Annotated in this window: 16 protein-coding genes, 1 rRNA gene and 1 other annotated feature; all 17 genes read left to right on the forward strand. The window is 39.6% G+C overall.

The annotated features are described in order from the left end of the window. A 5S ribosomal RNA gene (gene rrf, locus ACFX4N_RS31130) occupies window positions 1–77 on the forward strand; the annotation flags it as partial. A 235-nt stretch (window positions 78–312) separates the two neighbouring features. Beyond that, the gene (locus ACFX4N_RS28450; protein WP_013054895.1) at window positions 313–774 is read left to right on the forward strand and encodes a CtsR family transcriptional regulator; all 462 of its coding nucleotides are present in this window, start codon (window positions 313–315) and stop codon (window positions 772–774) included. 41 nt (window positions 775–815) lie between these two features. Then, entirely contained in the window at window positions 816–1,358 is a 543-nt protein-coding gene (gene mcsA / locus ACFX4N_RS28455) for a protein-arginine kinase activator protein McsA (protein ID WP_013054896.1), read from the forward strand. Between the two features lie 3 nt (window positions 1,359–1,361). Further along, complete coding sequence (gene mcsB, locus ACFX4N_RS28460; RefSeq protein WP_013054897.1) at window positions 1,362–2,435, forward strand: protein-arginine kinase McsB; 1,074 nt, start codon at window positions 1,362–1,364, stop codon at window positions 2,433–2,435. A gap of 20 nt (window positions 2,436–2,455) precedes the next feature. After that, window positions 2,456–4,897 (forward strand): ATP-dependent protease ATP-binding subunit ClpC, encoded by a 2,442-nt coding sequence (clpC, locus tag ACFX4N_RS28465; protein WP_014462041.1) that lies wholly within the window; start codon window positions 2,456–2,458, stop codon window positions 4,895–4,897. 123 nt (window positions 4,898–5,020) lie between these two features. Next, window positions 5,021–6,397, forward strand: a complete 1,377-nt coding sequence (gene radA, locus ACFX4N_RS28470; RefSeq protein WP_057275202.1) for a DNA repair protein RadA — start codon at window positions 5,021–5,023, stop codon at window positions 6,395–6,397. A gap of 3 nt (window positions 6,398–6,400) precedes the next feature. Beyond that, complete coding sequence (gene disA / locus ACFX4N_RS28475) at window positions 6,401–7,480, forward strand: DNA integrity scanning diadenylate cyclase DisA (protein ID WP_013054900.1); 1,080 nt, start codon at window positions 6,401–6,403, stop codon at window positions 7,478–7,480. 147 nt (window positions 7,481–7,627) lie between these two features. Next, window positions 7,628–8,725: a PIN/TRAM domain-containing protein gene (locus ACFX4N_RS28480; protein WP_013054901.1), complete on the forward strand. Its 1,098-nt coding sequence runs from the start codon at window positions 7,628–7,630 to the stop codon at window positions 8,723–8,725. A 25-nt stretch (window positions 8,726–8,750) separates the two neighbouring features. Continuing rightward, window positions 8,751–9,452, forward strand: a complete 702-nt coding sequence (gene ispD, locus ACFX4N_RS28485; protein WP_057275193.1) for a 2-C-methyl-D-erythritol 4-phosphate cytidylyltransferase — start codon at window positions 8,751–8,753, stop codon at window positions 9,450–9,452. Next, on the forward strand, window positions 9,449–9,928 hold the full coding sequence (ispF, locus tag ACFX4N_RS28490) for a 2-C-methyl-D-erythritol 2,4-cyclodiphosphate synthase (RefSeq protein WP_013054903.1): 480 nt from the start codon (window positions 9,449–9,451) through the stop codon (window positions 9,926–9,928). Before ispD ends, ispF begins: the two co-directional genes overlap by 4 nt. Before the next feature lie 105 nt (window positions 9,929–10,033). Continuing rightward, window positions 10,034–11,491: a glutamate--tRNA ligase gene (gene gltX / locus ACFX4N_RS28495; RefSeq protein WP_028412658.1), complete on the forward strand. Its 1,458-nt coding sequence runs from the start codon at window positions 10,034–10,036 to the stop codon at window positions 11,489–11,491. A 39-nt stretch (window positions 11,492–11,530) separates the two neighbouring features. After that, window positions 11,531–11,754, forward strand: a binding site (T-box leader). Window positions 11,755–11,831: 77 nt separating this feature from the next. Beyond that, the gene (cysE, locus tag ACFX4N_RS28500) at window positions 11,832–12,488 is read left to right on the forward strand and encodes a serine O-acetyltransferase (RefSeq protein WP_013054905.1); all 657 of its coding nucleotides are present in this window, start codon (window positions 11,832–11,834) and stop codon (window positions 12,486–12,488) included. Continuing rightward, entirely contained in the window at window positions 12,478–13,875 is a 1,398-nt protein-coding gene (gene cysS, locus ACFX4N_RS28505; protein WP_025753194.1) for a cysteine--tRNA ligase, read from the forward strand. The genes cysE and cysS overlap by 11 nt, the downstream gene beginning before the upstream one ends. 7 nt (window positions 13,876–13,882) lie before the next feature. Next, window positions 13,883–14,308 (forward strand): Mini-ribonuclease 3, encoded by a 426-nt coding sequence (locus tag ACFX4N_RS28510; RefSeq protein WP_192101318.1) that lies wholly within the window; start codon window positions 13,883–13,885, stop codon window positions 14,306–14,308. Further along, a complete protein-coding gene (gene rlmB / locus ACFX4N_RS28515) occupies window positions 14,298–15,041 on the forward strand; it encodes a 23S rRNA (guanosine(2251)-2'-O)-methyltransferase RlmB (protein WP_013054908.1) in 744 nt (247 codons plus the stop codon). Before ACFX4N_RS28510 ends, rlmB begins: the two co-directional genes overlap by 11 nt. Window positions 15,042–15,043: 2 nt before the next feature. Then, on the forward strand, window positions 15,044–15,553 hold the full coding sequence (locus tag ACFX4N_RS28520) for an NYN domain-containing protein (protein WP_014462033.1): 510 nt from the start codon (window positions 15,044–15,046) through the stop codon (window positions 15,551–15,553). 68 nt (window positions 15,554–15,621) lie between these two features. Then, a complete protein-coding gene (sigH, locus tag ACFX4N_RS28525; protein ID WP_013054910.1) occupies window positions 15,622–16,272 on the forward strand; it encodes an RNA polymerase sporulation sigma factor SigH in 651 nt (216 codons plus the stop codon). Window positions 16,273–16,331 lie beyond the last annotated feature (59 nt).

Consider the following 16,331-nt stretch of genomic DNA (forward strand, 5'->3'; position numbering starts at 1 on the left):
CCGAACACGGAAGTTAAGCTCTTTAGCGCCAATGGTAGTTGGGACTTTGTCCCTGTGAGAGTAGGACGTTGCCAGGCACCTGAAAAAGGACTAGCTATTTTAGCTAGTCCTTTTTTGTTTACAATTTATTTGTTTTATGAAAAAGTATAGTAAGAACAATAAAATTCACGATTTGCAGGTTTTGAAATAAATTTTAGTGGCAACGATAAAAGTAAAGAATAAACTTTAATAGTACATAGTTGAAAATTTTTTCGTTTCCTTTTATATTTAAATTAAGGTCAAATATAGTCAAAGTCAGAAGGAGGGGGCAGCGTGCCAAATATCTCTGACATTATCGAACAGTATTTAAAACAAGTACTTGAATTAAGTGAAAGAGAAATTGTTGAAATAAGGCGCAGTGAGATTGCTGATAAATTTCAATGCGTTCCGTCGCAAATTAATTACGTTATCAATACCCGTTTTACAGTTGAGAGAGGTTATCTTGTAGAAAGTAAGCGAGGCGGCGGCGGCTTTATTCGTATTGCAAAAGTAAAAATGCATGATGCAGCGGATTTGTTTCAGCAAGTAATTGAGATGATTCAAAATGAAATTTCACAAGTAAGTGCTGAAAACGTCATTATTAGGTTAGTTGAAGAAAAAGTCATCACAGAACGAGAAGCAAAAATCATGTTGAGTGTTATCAATCGTTCAGTTATTAATATTGAACTTCCTTATCGTGATGAGCTAAGGGCTAATCTTTTAAAAGCAATGCTTAATTCATTACGCTACCGATAAACTCATGATCTATTTTATTTAGAACAGGGAGTGATGACAGGATGATTTGTCAGCAATGTGAAACGAGACCTGCAACTCTTCACTTCACAAAAATTATTAATGGTGAAAAGACGGAGATGCATGTATGTGAACAATGCGCTTCAGAAAATGGAGATACATTTTCTTTTTCAAATCAGCAAGGTTTTTCAATCAATAACTTACTAGCTGGCCTACTTAACCTAGATCCAGCAGTAACTGAAAATTATAAGCAACAAAGTCAGGAGGTTCTTTCTTGTCCTACTTGTGGCATGACATATCAAAAATTTGCTAAAATCGGCAGGTTTGGATGTGCAGATTGCTACAAAACATTTGAGCGACCTCTTATTCCTTTCTTGAAGAGGCTGCATGGAGGTAATTATCTGCATCATGGAAAAATACCAGCAAGAATTGCAAGTAATCTTCATTTAAAAAAGGAATTACAGGCATTAAGATTGAACTTAAAAGAGTATATCGAAAAAGAGGAGTTTGAGAAAGCAGCCGAACTCCGAGATCACATTCGATTACTAGAAAAGAAGATGAACGAATCGAGAGAGGAGGAAGCGTAATTCATGTCCCAGGATTTGTTCTTTTCCCAGCCTGTTAGCTCTTGGATGCGTCAAGAAGCTTCGAATTCAGATATTGTTCTAAGCAGTCGAATCAGGCTGGCTCGAAATTTAACTCATTATCTTTTTCCAACTCTCTTTTCTAAAGAACAAGCAGTTGAAGTGGTTCGAGTATTCGAGCAAGTTTTTCAAAAAAGTGAGAACACCAATCAGTGGAATTTGCATTTACTAAAGATGAACGAATTACAGCCTCTTCAAAAGCAAGTGTTGGTTGAAAAGCATCTTATCAGTCCTAACTTGGCTGAAGGAGATAACAACGGAGCTTGTTTTTTATCAGAAAAAGAAGATTTGAGTATTATGGTTAATGAAGAAGATCATTTACGCATACAATGTTTATTTCCAGGCCTTCAATTATCTGAAGCTTTAAGCACAGCGAATAAAGTAGATAATTGGATTGAGAAATACGTAGATTATGCGTTTGATGAAAATAGAGGGTATTTAACCAGCTGTCCCACAAATGTGGGTACTGGGCTACGTGCATCTGTGATGATGCATCTGCCGGCTTTAGTGATGACCCGTCAAATTCATCGTATTATTCCCGCTATTAACCAGCTCGGCTTAGTGGTGAGAGGAATTTATGGAGAAGGTAGCGAAGCTTTAGGGAATATCTTTCAAATTTCTAATCAGATAACCTTAGGGAAATCTGAAGAAGATATTGTGGCAGATTTAAATAGTGTCGTACAGCAGTTAATTACACAAGAGCACTCTGCACGAGACGCGCTGTTTAAAACATCTCATGTAGAGTTAGAAGATCGAGTGTATCGTTCATATGGAGTATTGGCCAATAGCCGTATTATTGAGTCAAAAGAAGCTTCACAATGTTTATCAGATGTTCGATTAGGAATCGATTTAGGGTATATAAAAGGACTGAGTCAAAATATATTGAATGAACTTATCATTATGACGCAGCCAGGCTTTTTACAGAAGTATTCGGGAGGTCCCCTAAAGCCTCAAGAACGTGACATTAAAAGAGCCACCTTAATTCGAGAACGTCTCACTATAAATAAAAACACAAATTAAACGTGGAGGGTGACGATTATATGATGTTTGGTAGATTTACAGAGCGCGCACAAAAAGTATTAGCTTTAGCACAGGAAGAAGCACTACGCCTAGGTCACAACAACATTGGAACAGAGCATATTTTATTAGGTATCGTTCGTGAAGGTGAAGGAATTGCAGCAAAAGCTCTTTCTGCTCTAGGCCTAAGCACTGAAAAAATTCAAAAAGAAGTGGAAGCATTAATTGGCAGAGGCCAAGAATTAACGCAGACCATTCATTATACACCTCGAGCGAAAAAAGTCATTGAACTTTCAATGGACGAAGCCCGAAAGCTTGGTCATTCTTATGTAGGAACAGAACATATCTTACTAGGCTTAATTCGTGAAGGTGAAGGCGTTGCAGCACGCGTTTTAAATAATTTAGGTGTCAGCCTAAATAAAGCTCGTCAGCAAGTGCTTCATTTATTAGGTAGCAATGAAGCTGCTTCAAGCCATCAAGGCGGAGGCTCTTCAAATGCCAATACACCTACGCTAGACAGCTTAGCACGCGATTTAACAGTTGTAGCGCGCGAAGGAAGCTTAGACCCTGTTATCGGACGTGGGAAAGAAATTCAGCGTGTTATTGAAGTGTTAAGCCGACGTACAAAAAACAATCCTGTATTAATTGGGGAGCCAGGTGTCGGTAAAACGGCAATCGCTGAAGGTTTGGCTCAGCAAATCGTCAACAATGAAGTTCCAGAAATTTTACGTGACAAACGCGTTATGACTTTGGATATGGGAACGGTCGTTGCTGGTACAAAATACCGCGGAGAATTTGAAGATCGCCTGAAGAAAGTAATGGATGAAATTCGTCAAGCAGGTAATATCATTCTCTTTATCGATGAGTTACACACATTAATTGGCGCTGGTGGCGCAGAAGGAGCTATCGATGCTTCTAATATTTTAAAACCGTCTCTTGCTCGTGGAGAACTTCAGTGTATCGGTGCCACCACTTTAGATGAATACAGAAAGTACATTGAAAAAGATGCAGCGTTAGAGCGTCGCTTCCAGCCAATTCAAGTGGATGAACCAACGTTGGAAGAGTCTATTCAAATCTTAAAAGGGCTTCGTGACCGTTATGAAGCGCATCACCGAGTATCTATTTCTGATGAGGCAATCGAGCAAGCGGTGAAACTATCAGATCGCTACATTTCCGATCGTTTCTTACCGGATAAAGCAATCGATTTAATTGATGAAGCTGGTTCAAAAGTGCGTTTACGTTCATTTACAACGCCGCCAAATTTAAAGGAATTAGAGCAAAAATTAGAATCAGTACGCAATGAAAAAGATGCGTCTGTTCAAAGTCAAGAATTTGAAAAAGCAGCATCTTTACGCGATACAGAGCAACGCCTACGCGAAGAATTAGAAGACACAAAGAAAATTTGGAAAGAGCAGCAAGGTAAAGAAAACTCAGCTGTAACCGTAGAAGATATTGCGATGGTGGTATCTAGCTGGACGGGTGTACCGGTCTCTAAACTGGCACAGGAAGAGACAGAAAGACTGCTGAACATGGAAGAGATTCTTCACTCTCGTGTAATTGGGCAAGAAGAAGCGGTAAAAGCAGTTGCAAAAGCTGTGCGCCGTGCTAGAGCAGGCTTGAAAGATCCAAAACGTCCAATTGGTTCATTCATTTTCTTAGGACCAACAGGGGTTGGTAAAACAGAGCTTGCACGTGCATTAGCGGAGTCAATCTTCGGCGATGAAGATGCAATGATTCGTATCGATATGTCTGAGTACATGGAGAAACATTCTACTTCACGCTTAGTAGGTTCACCTCCAGGGTATGTTGGATACGAAGAAGGCGGCCAGTTAACGGAAAAAGTAAGAAGAAAACCTTACTCAGTTGTTCTTTTAGACGAAATTGAAAAAGCGCATCCGGATGTATTTAACATTTTATTACAAGTGTTAGAAGATGGACGCTTAACAGATTCAAAAGGCCGTACAGTTGATTTCCGTAATACGATTTTAATTATGACATCAAACGTAGGTGCTGATACATTAAAACGAAGCAAGCACTTAGGGTTCACAGTAGAAGCAGAAGGGCAAGACTACAAAGATATGAAAGGAAAAGTAATGGCGGAAATGAAGCGCGCGTTCCGTCCGGAGTTCCTAAACCGTATCGATGAAATTATCGTCTTCCATTCATTAGAGAAACCTCACTTAGCTGAAATCGTTAAATTAATGGCGGATCAGTTAACAAAACGCTTAAAAGAGCAAGAAATTGATCTTGAATTAACAAAAGAGGCAATTGATAAGATTGCAGAGGAAGGTTTTGATCCAGAATACGGTGCTCGTCCACTTCGTAGAGCAATTCAAAAACATATTGAAGACCGTTTATCTGAAGAGCTGCTAAAAGGGGTTGTTCAAAAAGGTCAGAAAGTGACGCTAGATGTAGACAAAGGAGAATTTGTTGTTAAATCCTCCGCTCCAAGCAGCATCAGCTAAATTTACTCAAACCAAGACGAGGCATACGAAAAAACACGTATGCCTCCCTTTTTATTTTAGCTTAGGAAATAGTGTACAATAGAGATAGAAATCGATTGAATGAACGGAGAGATTGATAACATAATGGCGAAACGAAAAACAAAATTTGCATGTCAGCATTGCGGATATGAATCAGCAAAATGGATGGGGAAATGTCCCGGATGCGGAAGCTGGAATTCTATGGTAGAAGAAATGGAAGAAACGAAATCATCACGCCGAGGAGCTTTTTCCGGAGCTACTGCTTCTAAAGTTCAAAAACCTCAGCCAATTACAGCGATTGAATCTACAACAGAACCACGAATTTTTACACCTTCTGCAGAGTTAAATCGTGTATTAGGAGGAGGCATTGTCAGAGGGTCACTCGTTTTAATAGGGGGAGATCCGGGTATCGGAAAGTCTACTTTACTTTTGCAAACCTCTGCGCAGTTAGCAATGAAACAAAATAAAGTACTATATATTTCGGGAGAGGAATCAACCAAACAAACGAAGTTAAGAGCGGACAGGCTAGGTGTAAAAGCTGAAGAGCTTTATGTTCACGCAGAAACAAACTTAGAATTAATACTAGAGGCCATCTCAAGCATGCAGCCTGATTTTGTGGTGATTGATTCAATTCAAACCATTTACCATGCTGATGTGACATCAGCGCCAGGAAGCGTCTCACAGGTGCGAGAGTGTACGGCTGAACTAATGCGTGTTGCTAAAACGAATGGAATTGCCATCTTTATTGTGGGTCATGTAACGAAAGAAGGGGCCATTGCAGGTCCAAGACTTCTTGAACATATGGTGGATACGGTTCTTTATTTTGAAGGAGAGCGCCATCATACGTATCGTATATTAAGAGCGGTTAAGAACCGGTTTGGATCTACAAATGAAATGGGCATTTTTGAAATGAAAGAAAGTGGGCTAGAAGAAGTATTGAATCCATCTGAAATCTTTCTAGAAGAACGATCTCAGGGAGCAGCAGGATCGGTTGTTGTCGCTTCAATGGAAGGGACAAGACCCGTATTAGTAGAGCTGCAGGCGCTAATCAGTCCAACGAGCTTTGGAAACCCTAGAAGAATGGCGACGGGAGTAGATCATAATCGCGTTTCGCTTATCATGGCTGTCTTAGAAAAGCGTGTAGGAATGCTGCTGCAGAATCAAGATGCTTATTTAAAAGTAGCAGGTGGAGTGAAATTAGATGAACCAGCAATCGATTTAGCTGTAGCCGTTAGCATTGCTTCAAGCTTCAGAGATGCTGCTTCTAGCGCTACAGATGTTATTGTAGGAGAGGTAGGATTAACAGGTGAAGTACGCCGAGTGTCTAGAATTGAACAGCGCGTTCAAGAAGCGGTAAAATTAGGGTTCCAACGAATTATTATCCCGGAGAAAAATTTAGGAGGATGGAAAGTCCCAGATGGTATTGATGTGATTGGGGTATCAACAGTAGCGGAGGCTCTGCAATATACATTAGGAGGATAAGCAGTGGAAGGAGAAAAAACAACAGTTAGTCAAAAACAAATATCAGAAATTCTGCAGTTTGTAGCACCAGGAACCCCTATTCGTGACGGTATCGATAACGTCTTGCGGGCAAAGACGGGCGGCTTAATTGTTATGGGCTACAATGAACAAGTCAAAAAGATGGTAGATGGAGGATTTTCGATTAATTGTGCATTTACACCTGCGCATTTATACGAGTTAGCCAAAATGGATGGAGCGCTTATTTTAAACGACAGCGGAAGCAAGATATTATTTGCTAATGCTCAGCTCATGCCAGATCCCTCTACTCCTTCTTCACAGACAGGAATGCGTCACCGTACAGCAGAGCGCGTAGCTAAGCAGTCAGGTGTATTGGTGATAGCCATTTCACAAAGACGAAATGTGATTACGCTTTACAAAGGGTCTCTGCAGTATGTATTGAAAGACATTAGTGTTATTTTAGCAAAAGCGAATCAAGCGCTTGGGACACTTGAAAAGTACAAGGCGGTATTAGACGAATCGATTACAAGTCTCAGTGCATTAGAGTTTGAAGAGCAAGTAACTCATACAGATGTGCTGCAGTCGCTTCATCGTACAGAAATGGTTCTGCGTATTAAAAATGAAATTTTGAGCTATATTAGCGAGTTAGGAACAGAAGGAAGACTAATCCGTCTCCAAATGAATGAACTACTTTCCCACTTAGAGGAAGAAGCAACTTTATTAATCAAAGATTATATGTATGACCTCAGCTTTGACCCTTACCGAGTAATTGAACGCATGCAGCAGCCGTCAAATAATGTTCTTCTCGATGACCAAACGCTCCTTCGCTTAATGGGATATCCTATGTATACAAGCTTTGAAGACAGCGTTATTCCTAGAGGGTATCGAATGCTTCATAAAATTCCAAGACTTCCATCGATTATTATTGAAAATCTCATTGATGAATTAGGGGATTTAAAAACGATAGCAGATGCGTCGGTAGAAGAATTGGATGAGGTAGAAGGCATCGGTGAAATTCGAGCAAGGAAAATCAGAGAAGGCCTAAAAAGACTAAAAGAGCAGCATCTTACAAACCGTCAGCTATAGGATATTAATTGACATTAAATGTTTGATTCATTAAGATATTGTGAAAATACCAAAAAAGTGACAGTTTGTTTACAAATTCTGTTTTTTGGTTAAATAACAGGTTTCAATCATTGTAAACTGTTTATAATGATAAAGGGAGGTGAAGGCGTGTTAAAACGTTTTGTACAGTTATTTTTTATTATTACAGGTGGTACATTGGGTGTCTTTTTTATACCTGAACTTATTCAATTATTAAATCTGCAAGATGTAGCATTTCTAGAAAAGCCTTACGTCGATGCAATACTGGGAGCCATTTTGTTTTTCCTTGTCACGTTTTGGATTGTTGATTATATAGTTGAATTAATTCGCCGAGTGGAAGAGGCGTTACTGAAGGCGCCTGTAACGGATGTGCTTTTCGGGAGCTTAGGATTGATTTTAGGGCTTATTGTGGCCTACTTGGTCGGAGCTTTTTTAGGCAGAATTCAACTTCAAGTAGTAAGTACCATTTTACCAATCTTTCTAAGTATTCTTTTAGGTTACTTAGGGTTTCAAGTCGGGTTTAAAAAACGTGATGAACTTGTAAGCGTGTTTTCGATGCCGGCTCGAATTGGGAAGAAAAAAGGACAAGAAGAAGAAACAGATAACGAAGAATCATTAAAGTCTCTTAAGATTTTAGATACAAGCGTTATTATTGACGGCCGTATCGCAGATATTTGTCAAACAGGATTTTTAGACGGAACGATTGTTATTCCGCGCTTTGTGCTTGAGGAACTTCAGCATATTGCTGATTCGTCGGATGTTCTAAAACGAAACAGAGGTAGACGAGGTCTAGATATTCTAAACCGTATTCAAAAAGAACTGGCAATGAAGGTAGAAATTTATGAAGGCGATTTCGAAGACATTCAAGAAGTAGACAGCAAGCTGGTTAAATTGGCAAAGCTGACTTCCGGTTTGGTCGTGACAAACGATTTTAATTTAAATAAAGTATGTGAACTTCAAAATGTTGGCGTTTTAAATATCAATGACTTAGCAAATGCCGTCAAGCCAATTGTACTTCCAGGAGAAGAAATGAACGTATTGGTTATAAAAGACGGTAAAGAGCACAATCAAGGTATTGCCTATCTTGATGACGGTACAATGATCGTGGTAGAAGAAGGAAGAAATTATATTGGAAAGCAAATTGATGTACTGGTGACGAGCGTACTCCAAACCTCAGCAGGCCGTATGATTTTTGCGAAACCCAAGTTATTAGAAAAAGCACTGTGACGTAACAGGTAAAGGGAGTATACCTATGAAGTATGAAATTATCGTGTTAGCTGCAGGTCAGGGGAAGCGAATGAAAGCGGGGCGGAACAAACAATTTTTAACTATTCAAAACGTTCCGCTTATCATTCATACGCTGCAAAAATTCGAACAAGATCCTTGGTGCAGTGGAATTGTACTAGTCGTAAACGAAAAAGAAGTGGAGATTTTTGAAGAGTTATTAATCGAATATCCAATTCAAAAGGTTCAATCATTGACAGTTGGGGGCGATGAACGTCAACATAGCGTTTATAACGGTCTTAAAAGTTTAAAGCAGGCTCAGATGGTATTAATTCATGATGGCGCTCGTCCATTTGTTCAACAAAACACAATCCATGAGTTAGTAGAAAAAGCTGCTAGTGATAAGGCTGCTGTGCTGGCTGTTCCAGTAAAAGACACAATTAAGCGTGTGGAACAGGGTACTGTCATTGAAACAGTTGAGCGCTCTAGCTTGTGGGCTATTCAAACGCCGCAGGCTTTTCTTTTTGATGTAGTAATGGATGCACACGAAAAAGCAAAAACAAATGAATACTTAGGCACCGATGATGCAAGCTTAGTAGAAAGAGCGGGGCAAAAAGTATCGATTGTAGAGGGAAATTACGATAATATAAAACTAACAACACCAGAAGATTTGTTATATGCAGAAGCTATATTAACAAAGCTAAACAGGACTGAAGGAGTGGAAAAATGAACATTCGAGTAGGACAAGGTTTCGACGTACATGAATTTGCAGAAGGAAGACCTTTAATCATCGGCGGTTTAGAAATTCCGTATGAAAAAGGATTATTAGGCCATTCAGATGCAGATGTGCTGTTGCATACAATCGCAGATGCCTTATTAGGAGCGGCGGCTAAAGGAGATATCGGAAAGCATTTTCCGGATACAGACCCTGAATTTAAAGATGCTGATTCAGCAAAGCTTCTTCAACACGTATGGAAACTACTAAAAGATGAAGGCTATGAATTAAGCAATGTAGATTGCACAATTATCGCGCAAAAACCTAAAATGGCTCCTTACATTGAACCAATGAGAGAGCGTATTGCGCAGCTGTTAGAAGCAAGCATTTCTCAAATTAACGTCAAGGCAACAACAACAGAAAAGTTAGGTTTTACGGGACGTGAAGAAGGAATTGCCGCCCAAGCAGCCGTTTTAGTTTATCAAAAATAAAAACAGTTGACTTTGACAGATACCTATTTGGTGATAAAATTAGAACATGTCTAAAATATATAAATACATACTATAAGTAATATTAAATTGGAGGTCATCTTAGTTATGTCAAGCGAAGTAAGAGTTCGTTATGCCCCGAGTCCAACTGGACATCTTCATATAGGGAATGCAAGAACAGCACTATTTAATTATTTATTTGCACGAAATCAAAACGGTAAATTTATTATCCGTATTGAAGATACAGATCAAAAGCGTAATATCGAAGGCGGAGAAGAAAGTCAGCTGCGCTATTTAAAATGGTTAGGTATTGAATGGGATGAGAGTATCGACGTAGGCGGCGAGTACGGTCCTTACCGCCAGTCTGAACGTACGGAAATCTATCAAAAATATACGGAAGAACTTCTTGAAAAAGGATTAGCTTATCACTGTTACTGTACGTCAGAAGAGCTTGAAAAAGAGCGTGAAGAACAGCAGGCGAACAGTCAAATGCCGCGCTATTCAGGGAAGTGCCGTAACTTAACAGCTGAACAGCGTGCTGAACTAGAAGCAGAAGGCCGTGAGCCAAGCATTCGCTTCCGTGTTCCTAGTAACACAGAAATTAAATGGAATGATATTGTCAAAGATGAAGTATCATTTGAGTCTGAAGGCATTGGTGACTTCGTTATTGTGAAAAAAGACGGTACACCAACATATAATTACGCTGTAGCCATTGATGATTATCTAATGAAGATGACACATGTTCTACGCGGAGATGACCATATTTCTAATACACCGAAGCAAATTCTTGTGTATGAAGCTTTAGGCTGGACGCCTCCTGTATTTGGTCATATGACATTGATCGTAAATGAAAATCGCCGTAAGCTAAGTAAACGTGATGAGTCAATCATTCAGTTTATTGAGCAATATAAAGAATTAGGCTACTTGCCGGAAGCACTGTTTAATTTTATTACAATGCTTGGCTGGTCACCTGTGGGAGAAGAAGAAATCTTCTCTAAAGAACAGTTCATTGAAATTTTTGACCCAGCTCGTTTATCAAAATCTCCAGCACTATTTGATACAAGCAAATTACGTTGGATGAACAACCAATACATGAAACAATTGGATTTAGACGAGGTAGTAGCTTTATCAGTTCCTCACTTAGTGAAAGCTGGAAAAGTTGAAGAAACGCGCGATGCAGAAACAGAACAATGGGTACGTGACCTAGTCGCTCTATACCAAGAACAAATGAGCTTTGGCGCCGAGATTGTTGAACTTACTGAAATGTTCTTTAAGAAAGAAATTGATTACAGTGAAGAAGCAAAAGCAGTGCTTGCTGAAGAGCAAGTACCGGAAGTGTTAAAAGCATTTGCTGAAGAGATTTCTTCCTTAGAAGAATTCAGCGCTGATGAAATTAAGGCAGCAACAAAGGCTGTACAAAAAGCAACAGGTCAAAAAGGTAAAAAACTATTTATGCCAATTCGTGTAGCAACAACAGGCGAAACACACGGTCCTGAGCTTCCAAAAGCTATTTCTCTTTTAGGGAAAGAAACAGTTTTAGCTCGTTTAGAAAGCATTTATAGTTAACAAATTTCTATTTTGCCCATATGATAAAATAATCAAATATGGATATCGTTGAGAAGGAAGAGTAGGCAAGTTCATTGCATATCAGAGAGGGTTATCACCGGCTGAAAGTAACCTATGACAAAACTTGTTGAAGTGCGCCTTTGAGTCTTTTGTTGAATGCTACTAAGTAAGTAGGCAAAAGCGGGTACTTTCACGTTATGAGAGAAGAGTTGGGATCGTTTGTTGATCCAAACAGAGTGGAACCGCGTATATACGTCTCTGTGTCATTTGACATAGGGGCGTTTTTTTATACAATCAATGAGTAGAGTAGATAGAGGAATAGCGGAATTGGGGTGAGATGATGCTAAAGTTGTTAAAGGAAGACATTGAGGCCATATTTGAACAAGATCCTGCAGCAAGAAGTTATATTGAAGTGATATTAACCTATTCGGGGTTGCATGCTATTTGGGCACATAGATTAGCTCACGGGCTTTTTAAAAGAAAGTGGTTTTTTCTGGCACGTGTAATCTCACAAATTAGCCGATTCTTCACAGGGATTGAAATTCATCCGGGTGCGAAAATTGGCCGCCGATTTTTTATTGACCACGGAATGGGAATTGTTATTGGGGAAACGTGCGAAATTGGAGATAATGTAACAGTATATCAAGGAGTAACACTCGGAGGAACAGGGAAAGAAAAAGGAAAGCGTCACCCGACGATCGAAGACAATGTCTTAATTGCAACAGGTGCTAAAGTACTAGGGTCGATTACGATTCATGCGCACTCCAAAATTGGAGCGGGCTCAGTTGTGTTAAATGACGTCCCAGAAAACTCAACGGTTGTTGGTATCCCTGGCCGAGTCGTCATTCAAAATGGCGTCCGGATTCCAAAAGATTTGAATCATCAAGATTTACCAGATCCAGATGCAGAGCGTTTCAAACAGCTAGAGAAAGAAATTTTACACCTGCAAAATCAATTAAAGGAATTAAAAGAAGGGAAGATTCACCATGGCAATTAAGCTATATAACACGTTAACACGTCAAAAAGAGACGTTTGTACCGCTAGAAGAAAACAAAGTCAAAATGTACGTGTGCGGACCGACCGTGTATAACTATATTCATATTGGAAATGCGCGTCCTGCGATCGTATTTGATACGGTGCGCCGCTATTTAGAATTTAGAGGCTACGATGTGGAGTATGTCTCAAACTTCACAGATGTGGATGATAAATTAATTAAGGCAGCAAAAGAGTTAGGAGAAGATGTTCCAACGATCGCAAACCGCTTTATCGATGCCTACTTTGAAGATACGTCAGCTCTTGGATGCAAGCATGCCGATGTGCATCCACGCGTAACTGAAAATATGGATATCATTATTGAGTTCATCGATGAACTGGTGAAAAAAGGATATGCATATGAGTCAGAGGGTGATGTATACTATCGTACACGTAAGTTTGAAGGATACGGAAAATTATCACATCAGTCTATTGATGAATTGCAATCCGGTGCTCGTATCGAAGTTGGAGAAAAGAAAGAAGATCCATTAGACTTTACTCTTTGGAAAGCAACCAAAGATGGAGAGATCGCATGGGATAGCCCTTGGGGTCAAGGAAGACCAGGCTGGCATATCGAGTGCTCTGCGATGGCACGCAAGTATTTAGGTGATACAATTGATATCCACGCAGGCGGCCAGGATTTAGCTTTCCCTCATCACGAAAATGAAATTGCCCAATCAGAAGCGCTCACTGGGAAATCGTTTGCGAAATACTGGCTTCATAACGGATATATCAATATTGATAATGAAAAGATGTCTAAATCACTAGGGAACTTCGTGTTAGTTCATGACATTATTAAAAAGCATGATCCTTCCCTACTTCGATTCTTTATTTTATCTGTTCACTATCGTCACCCAATTAACTATAACGAAGAAATTTTAGAGAATACGCGCAAAGGGTTTGAGCGTCTGCAAACAGCTTACGGCAACTTAACTCACCGTCTAGAGGCAGCAACAAATCTTCAAGAAGATGCTTCAGAATGGTTCGAAAAGCTAAAAGAGCTTCGCGAAACGTTTGTTGAAGAGATGGATGATGATTTTAATACGGCAAATGCCATTTCTGTTCTGTTCGAGCTAGCAAAGCAAGCTAACTTGTATTTGTTAGAACAAACAACGTCTACAGATGTAATTGAAGCCTTTATTAAAGAGTTTAAAGAATTAGGTGCTGCAATAGGCATTACGTTTGGAGAAGCTGAACTTCTAGACGAAGAAATTGATCAATTGATCCAAGATCGTATTCAGGCTCGTAAAGATCGTAATTTCCAATTAGCAGATCAAATTCGAGATGAATTAAAGGCTAAAAATATTATTTTAGAAGATACGGCACAAGGAACAAGATGGAAAAGAGGATAATAGTGTTATGAGCAGCAGTAAATTAGATGTAAAACAGCTAAATAGCTTAGCTCTTGCTTATATGGGTGATGCGGTGTTTGATTTACATGTTCGCCGCCACCTGCTGGTGTTAGGGACAGTGCGCCCTAACCAGCTTCATAATAAAGCTAAAAAATATGTATCAGCAAAAGCACAAGCGCAAATCGTATATTATTTTAAAAATGAAAACTTTTTTACTGAAGAAGAAGAAGGTGTACTGCGCCGAGGACGCAATGCAAAGTCCGGTACAGTCCCTAAAAACACAGATGTGCAAACGTATCGCTACAGTACGGCATTTGAAGCGGTCGTAGGCTATTTGTATCTTTTAGGTGAAGAAGAAAGAATGATGGAACTTATTACTAAAGCTATCTCTTTCATCGATGAAGGAGAGGGAGGAATGAATCATGGAACATGAATTTATCATTGGACGTAATCCGGTCCTAGAAGCCCTAAAGTCTGGGCGCGACATTAACAAACTATGGATTGCCGAAGGATCGCAAGGCGGTTCTATGGGGCAAATCACGCAGTTAGCAAAACGTAATGGTGTATTGGTGCAGTTTGTACCGAAAAAGAAAATTGAGCAAATGGTAGACGGTATTCATCAAGGAGTAGCTGCACAAGTTGCTGCTTATCAGTATGCAGAGTTAGATGATTTATTTAACTTAGCGGAAAAACGTAATGAAAGTCCGTTTTTTCTTCTGTTAGATGAGCTTGAAGATCCCCATAATTTAGGTTCTATTATGCGAACAGCTGATGCCGTTGGCGCACACGGTATTATTATTCCAAAGCGCCGTTCAGTTGGATTAACCGCCACTGTAGCTAAGGCCTCTACAGGAGCAATTGAACATGTTCCCGTAGCAAGGGTAACAAACCTATCAAGGACGATTGATGAATTAAAAGATCGAGGCGTATGGATTGTTGGAACAGATGCGAAAGAAAGCGATGATTACCGCAACTTAGATGGAGGTATGCCGCTTACGTTAGTGATTGGAAGCGAAGGAAAAGGCATGAGTCGTTTGATTCGTGAAAAATGCGACTTCCTTGTACAGCTTCCAATGGTTGGGCATGTTACATCGTTAAATGCATCTGTAGCAGCTAGTCTTCTCATGTATGAGGTTTACCGAAAACGCCATCCTCTAGGTGAATAAGAATGGATATTCTACTGGTGGATGGTTATAACATGATAGGTGCGTGGCCCGACCTAAGAAAGCTTAGAGATAATGATTTAGCCAGTGCTCGAGACCTGTTAATCGAAAAGATGGCAGAGTATCAAGCATATATGGGTTATCGTGTCATTATTGTCTTCGATGCTCATATGGTCGAAGGAATTGAAAAGAAGGCAAAAAATCATAAGGTTGACGTTGTATTTACAAGAGAAAATGAAACAGCGGATGAGTACATTGAAAAGCTGGCTCAAGAGCTAAACAATGTAAAGACACAGATTCATGTTGCTACATCTGATTTTACGGAGCAGTGGGCAATCTTTGGACAAGGTGCGCTTAGAATTTCTGCTCGAGAATTGTACAACGAAATTGAGCAGATTGAGAAACATATTAATCTTGATGTGAAGTCTATTCAAAATCAAAAGCCAGCGGCACGCATTCAACTTTCCAATCAAGTAGCCGAAATTTTCGAAAAATGGCGCCGGGGACAGCGGTGAGGTTATTGACGGTACGGAATTAGCTACTGTATAATATTTCTATCTACTGTGCGGTCGGAGGGATCGATATGGGCGATAATTATGGGAGAAAACTGCATGCTCATTTCGAACAACAAGAGGATGAAACAGTTGTCGATCTTGTGCATAAAGGCGATATTGACGCATTAGAGTATTTGATTCATAAATACAAAAACTTTGTGCGAGCAAAGGCGCGGTCATATTTTTTAATTGGGGCAGACCGTGAAGATATTGTACAAGAAGGTATGATAGGGTTATATAAGGCAATTAGAGATTTTAGAGAAGATAAGCTAACTTCGTTTAAAGCTTTTGCTGAACTTTGCATTACGAGGCAAATTATTACCGCTATTAAAACCGCAACAAGGCAAAAACATATTCCATTAAACTCTTATGTATCATTGGACAAGCCAATATATGATGAAGAGTCCGACCGAACCTTAATGGATGTTATTTCGGGGACAAAAGTAGCAAATCCAGAAGAGTTGCTCATTAATCGAGAGAAGTTTGATGATATTGAATTAAAGATGGCTGAACTGTTAAGTGATCTTGAGCGAAAAGTTCTCGTTCTTTATTTAGATGGTCAATCTTATCAAGAGATTTCAGAAGAGTTAAACCGCCACGTCAAATCCATCGATAATGCACTTCAGCGTGTGAAGAGGAAATTAGAGCGCTACCTCGAGATTCGTGAAATCACAATGTAGCCTTCTATCCTCATATTGACATGCTAAGAAAGTCTGTGATACTTTTTTATAGACATTAT

Origin of the sequence: Priestia sp. YIM B13551 (assembly GCF_042787905.1) — a bacterium.
Lineage (GTDB): Bacteria > Bacillota > Bacilli > Bacillales > Bacillaceae_H > Priestia.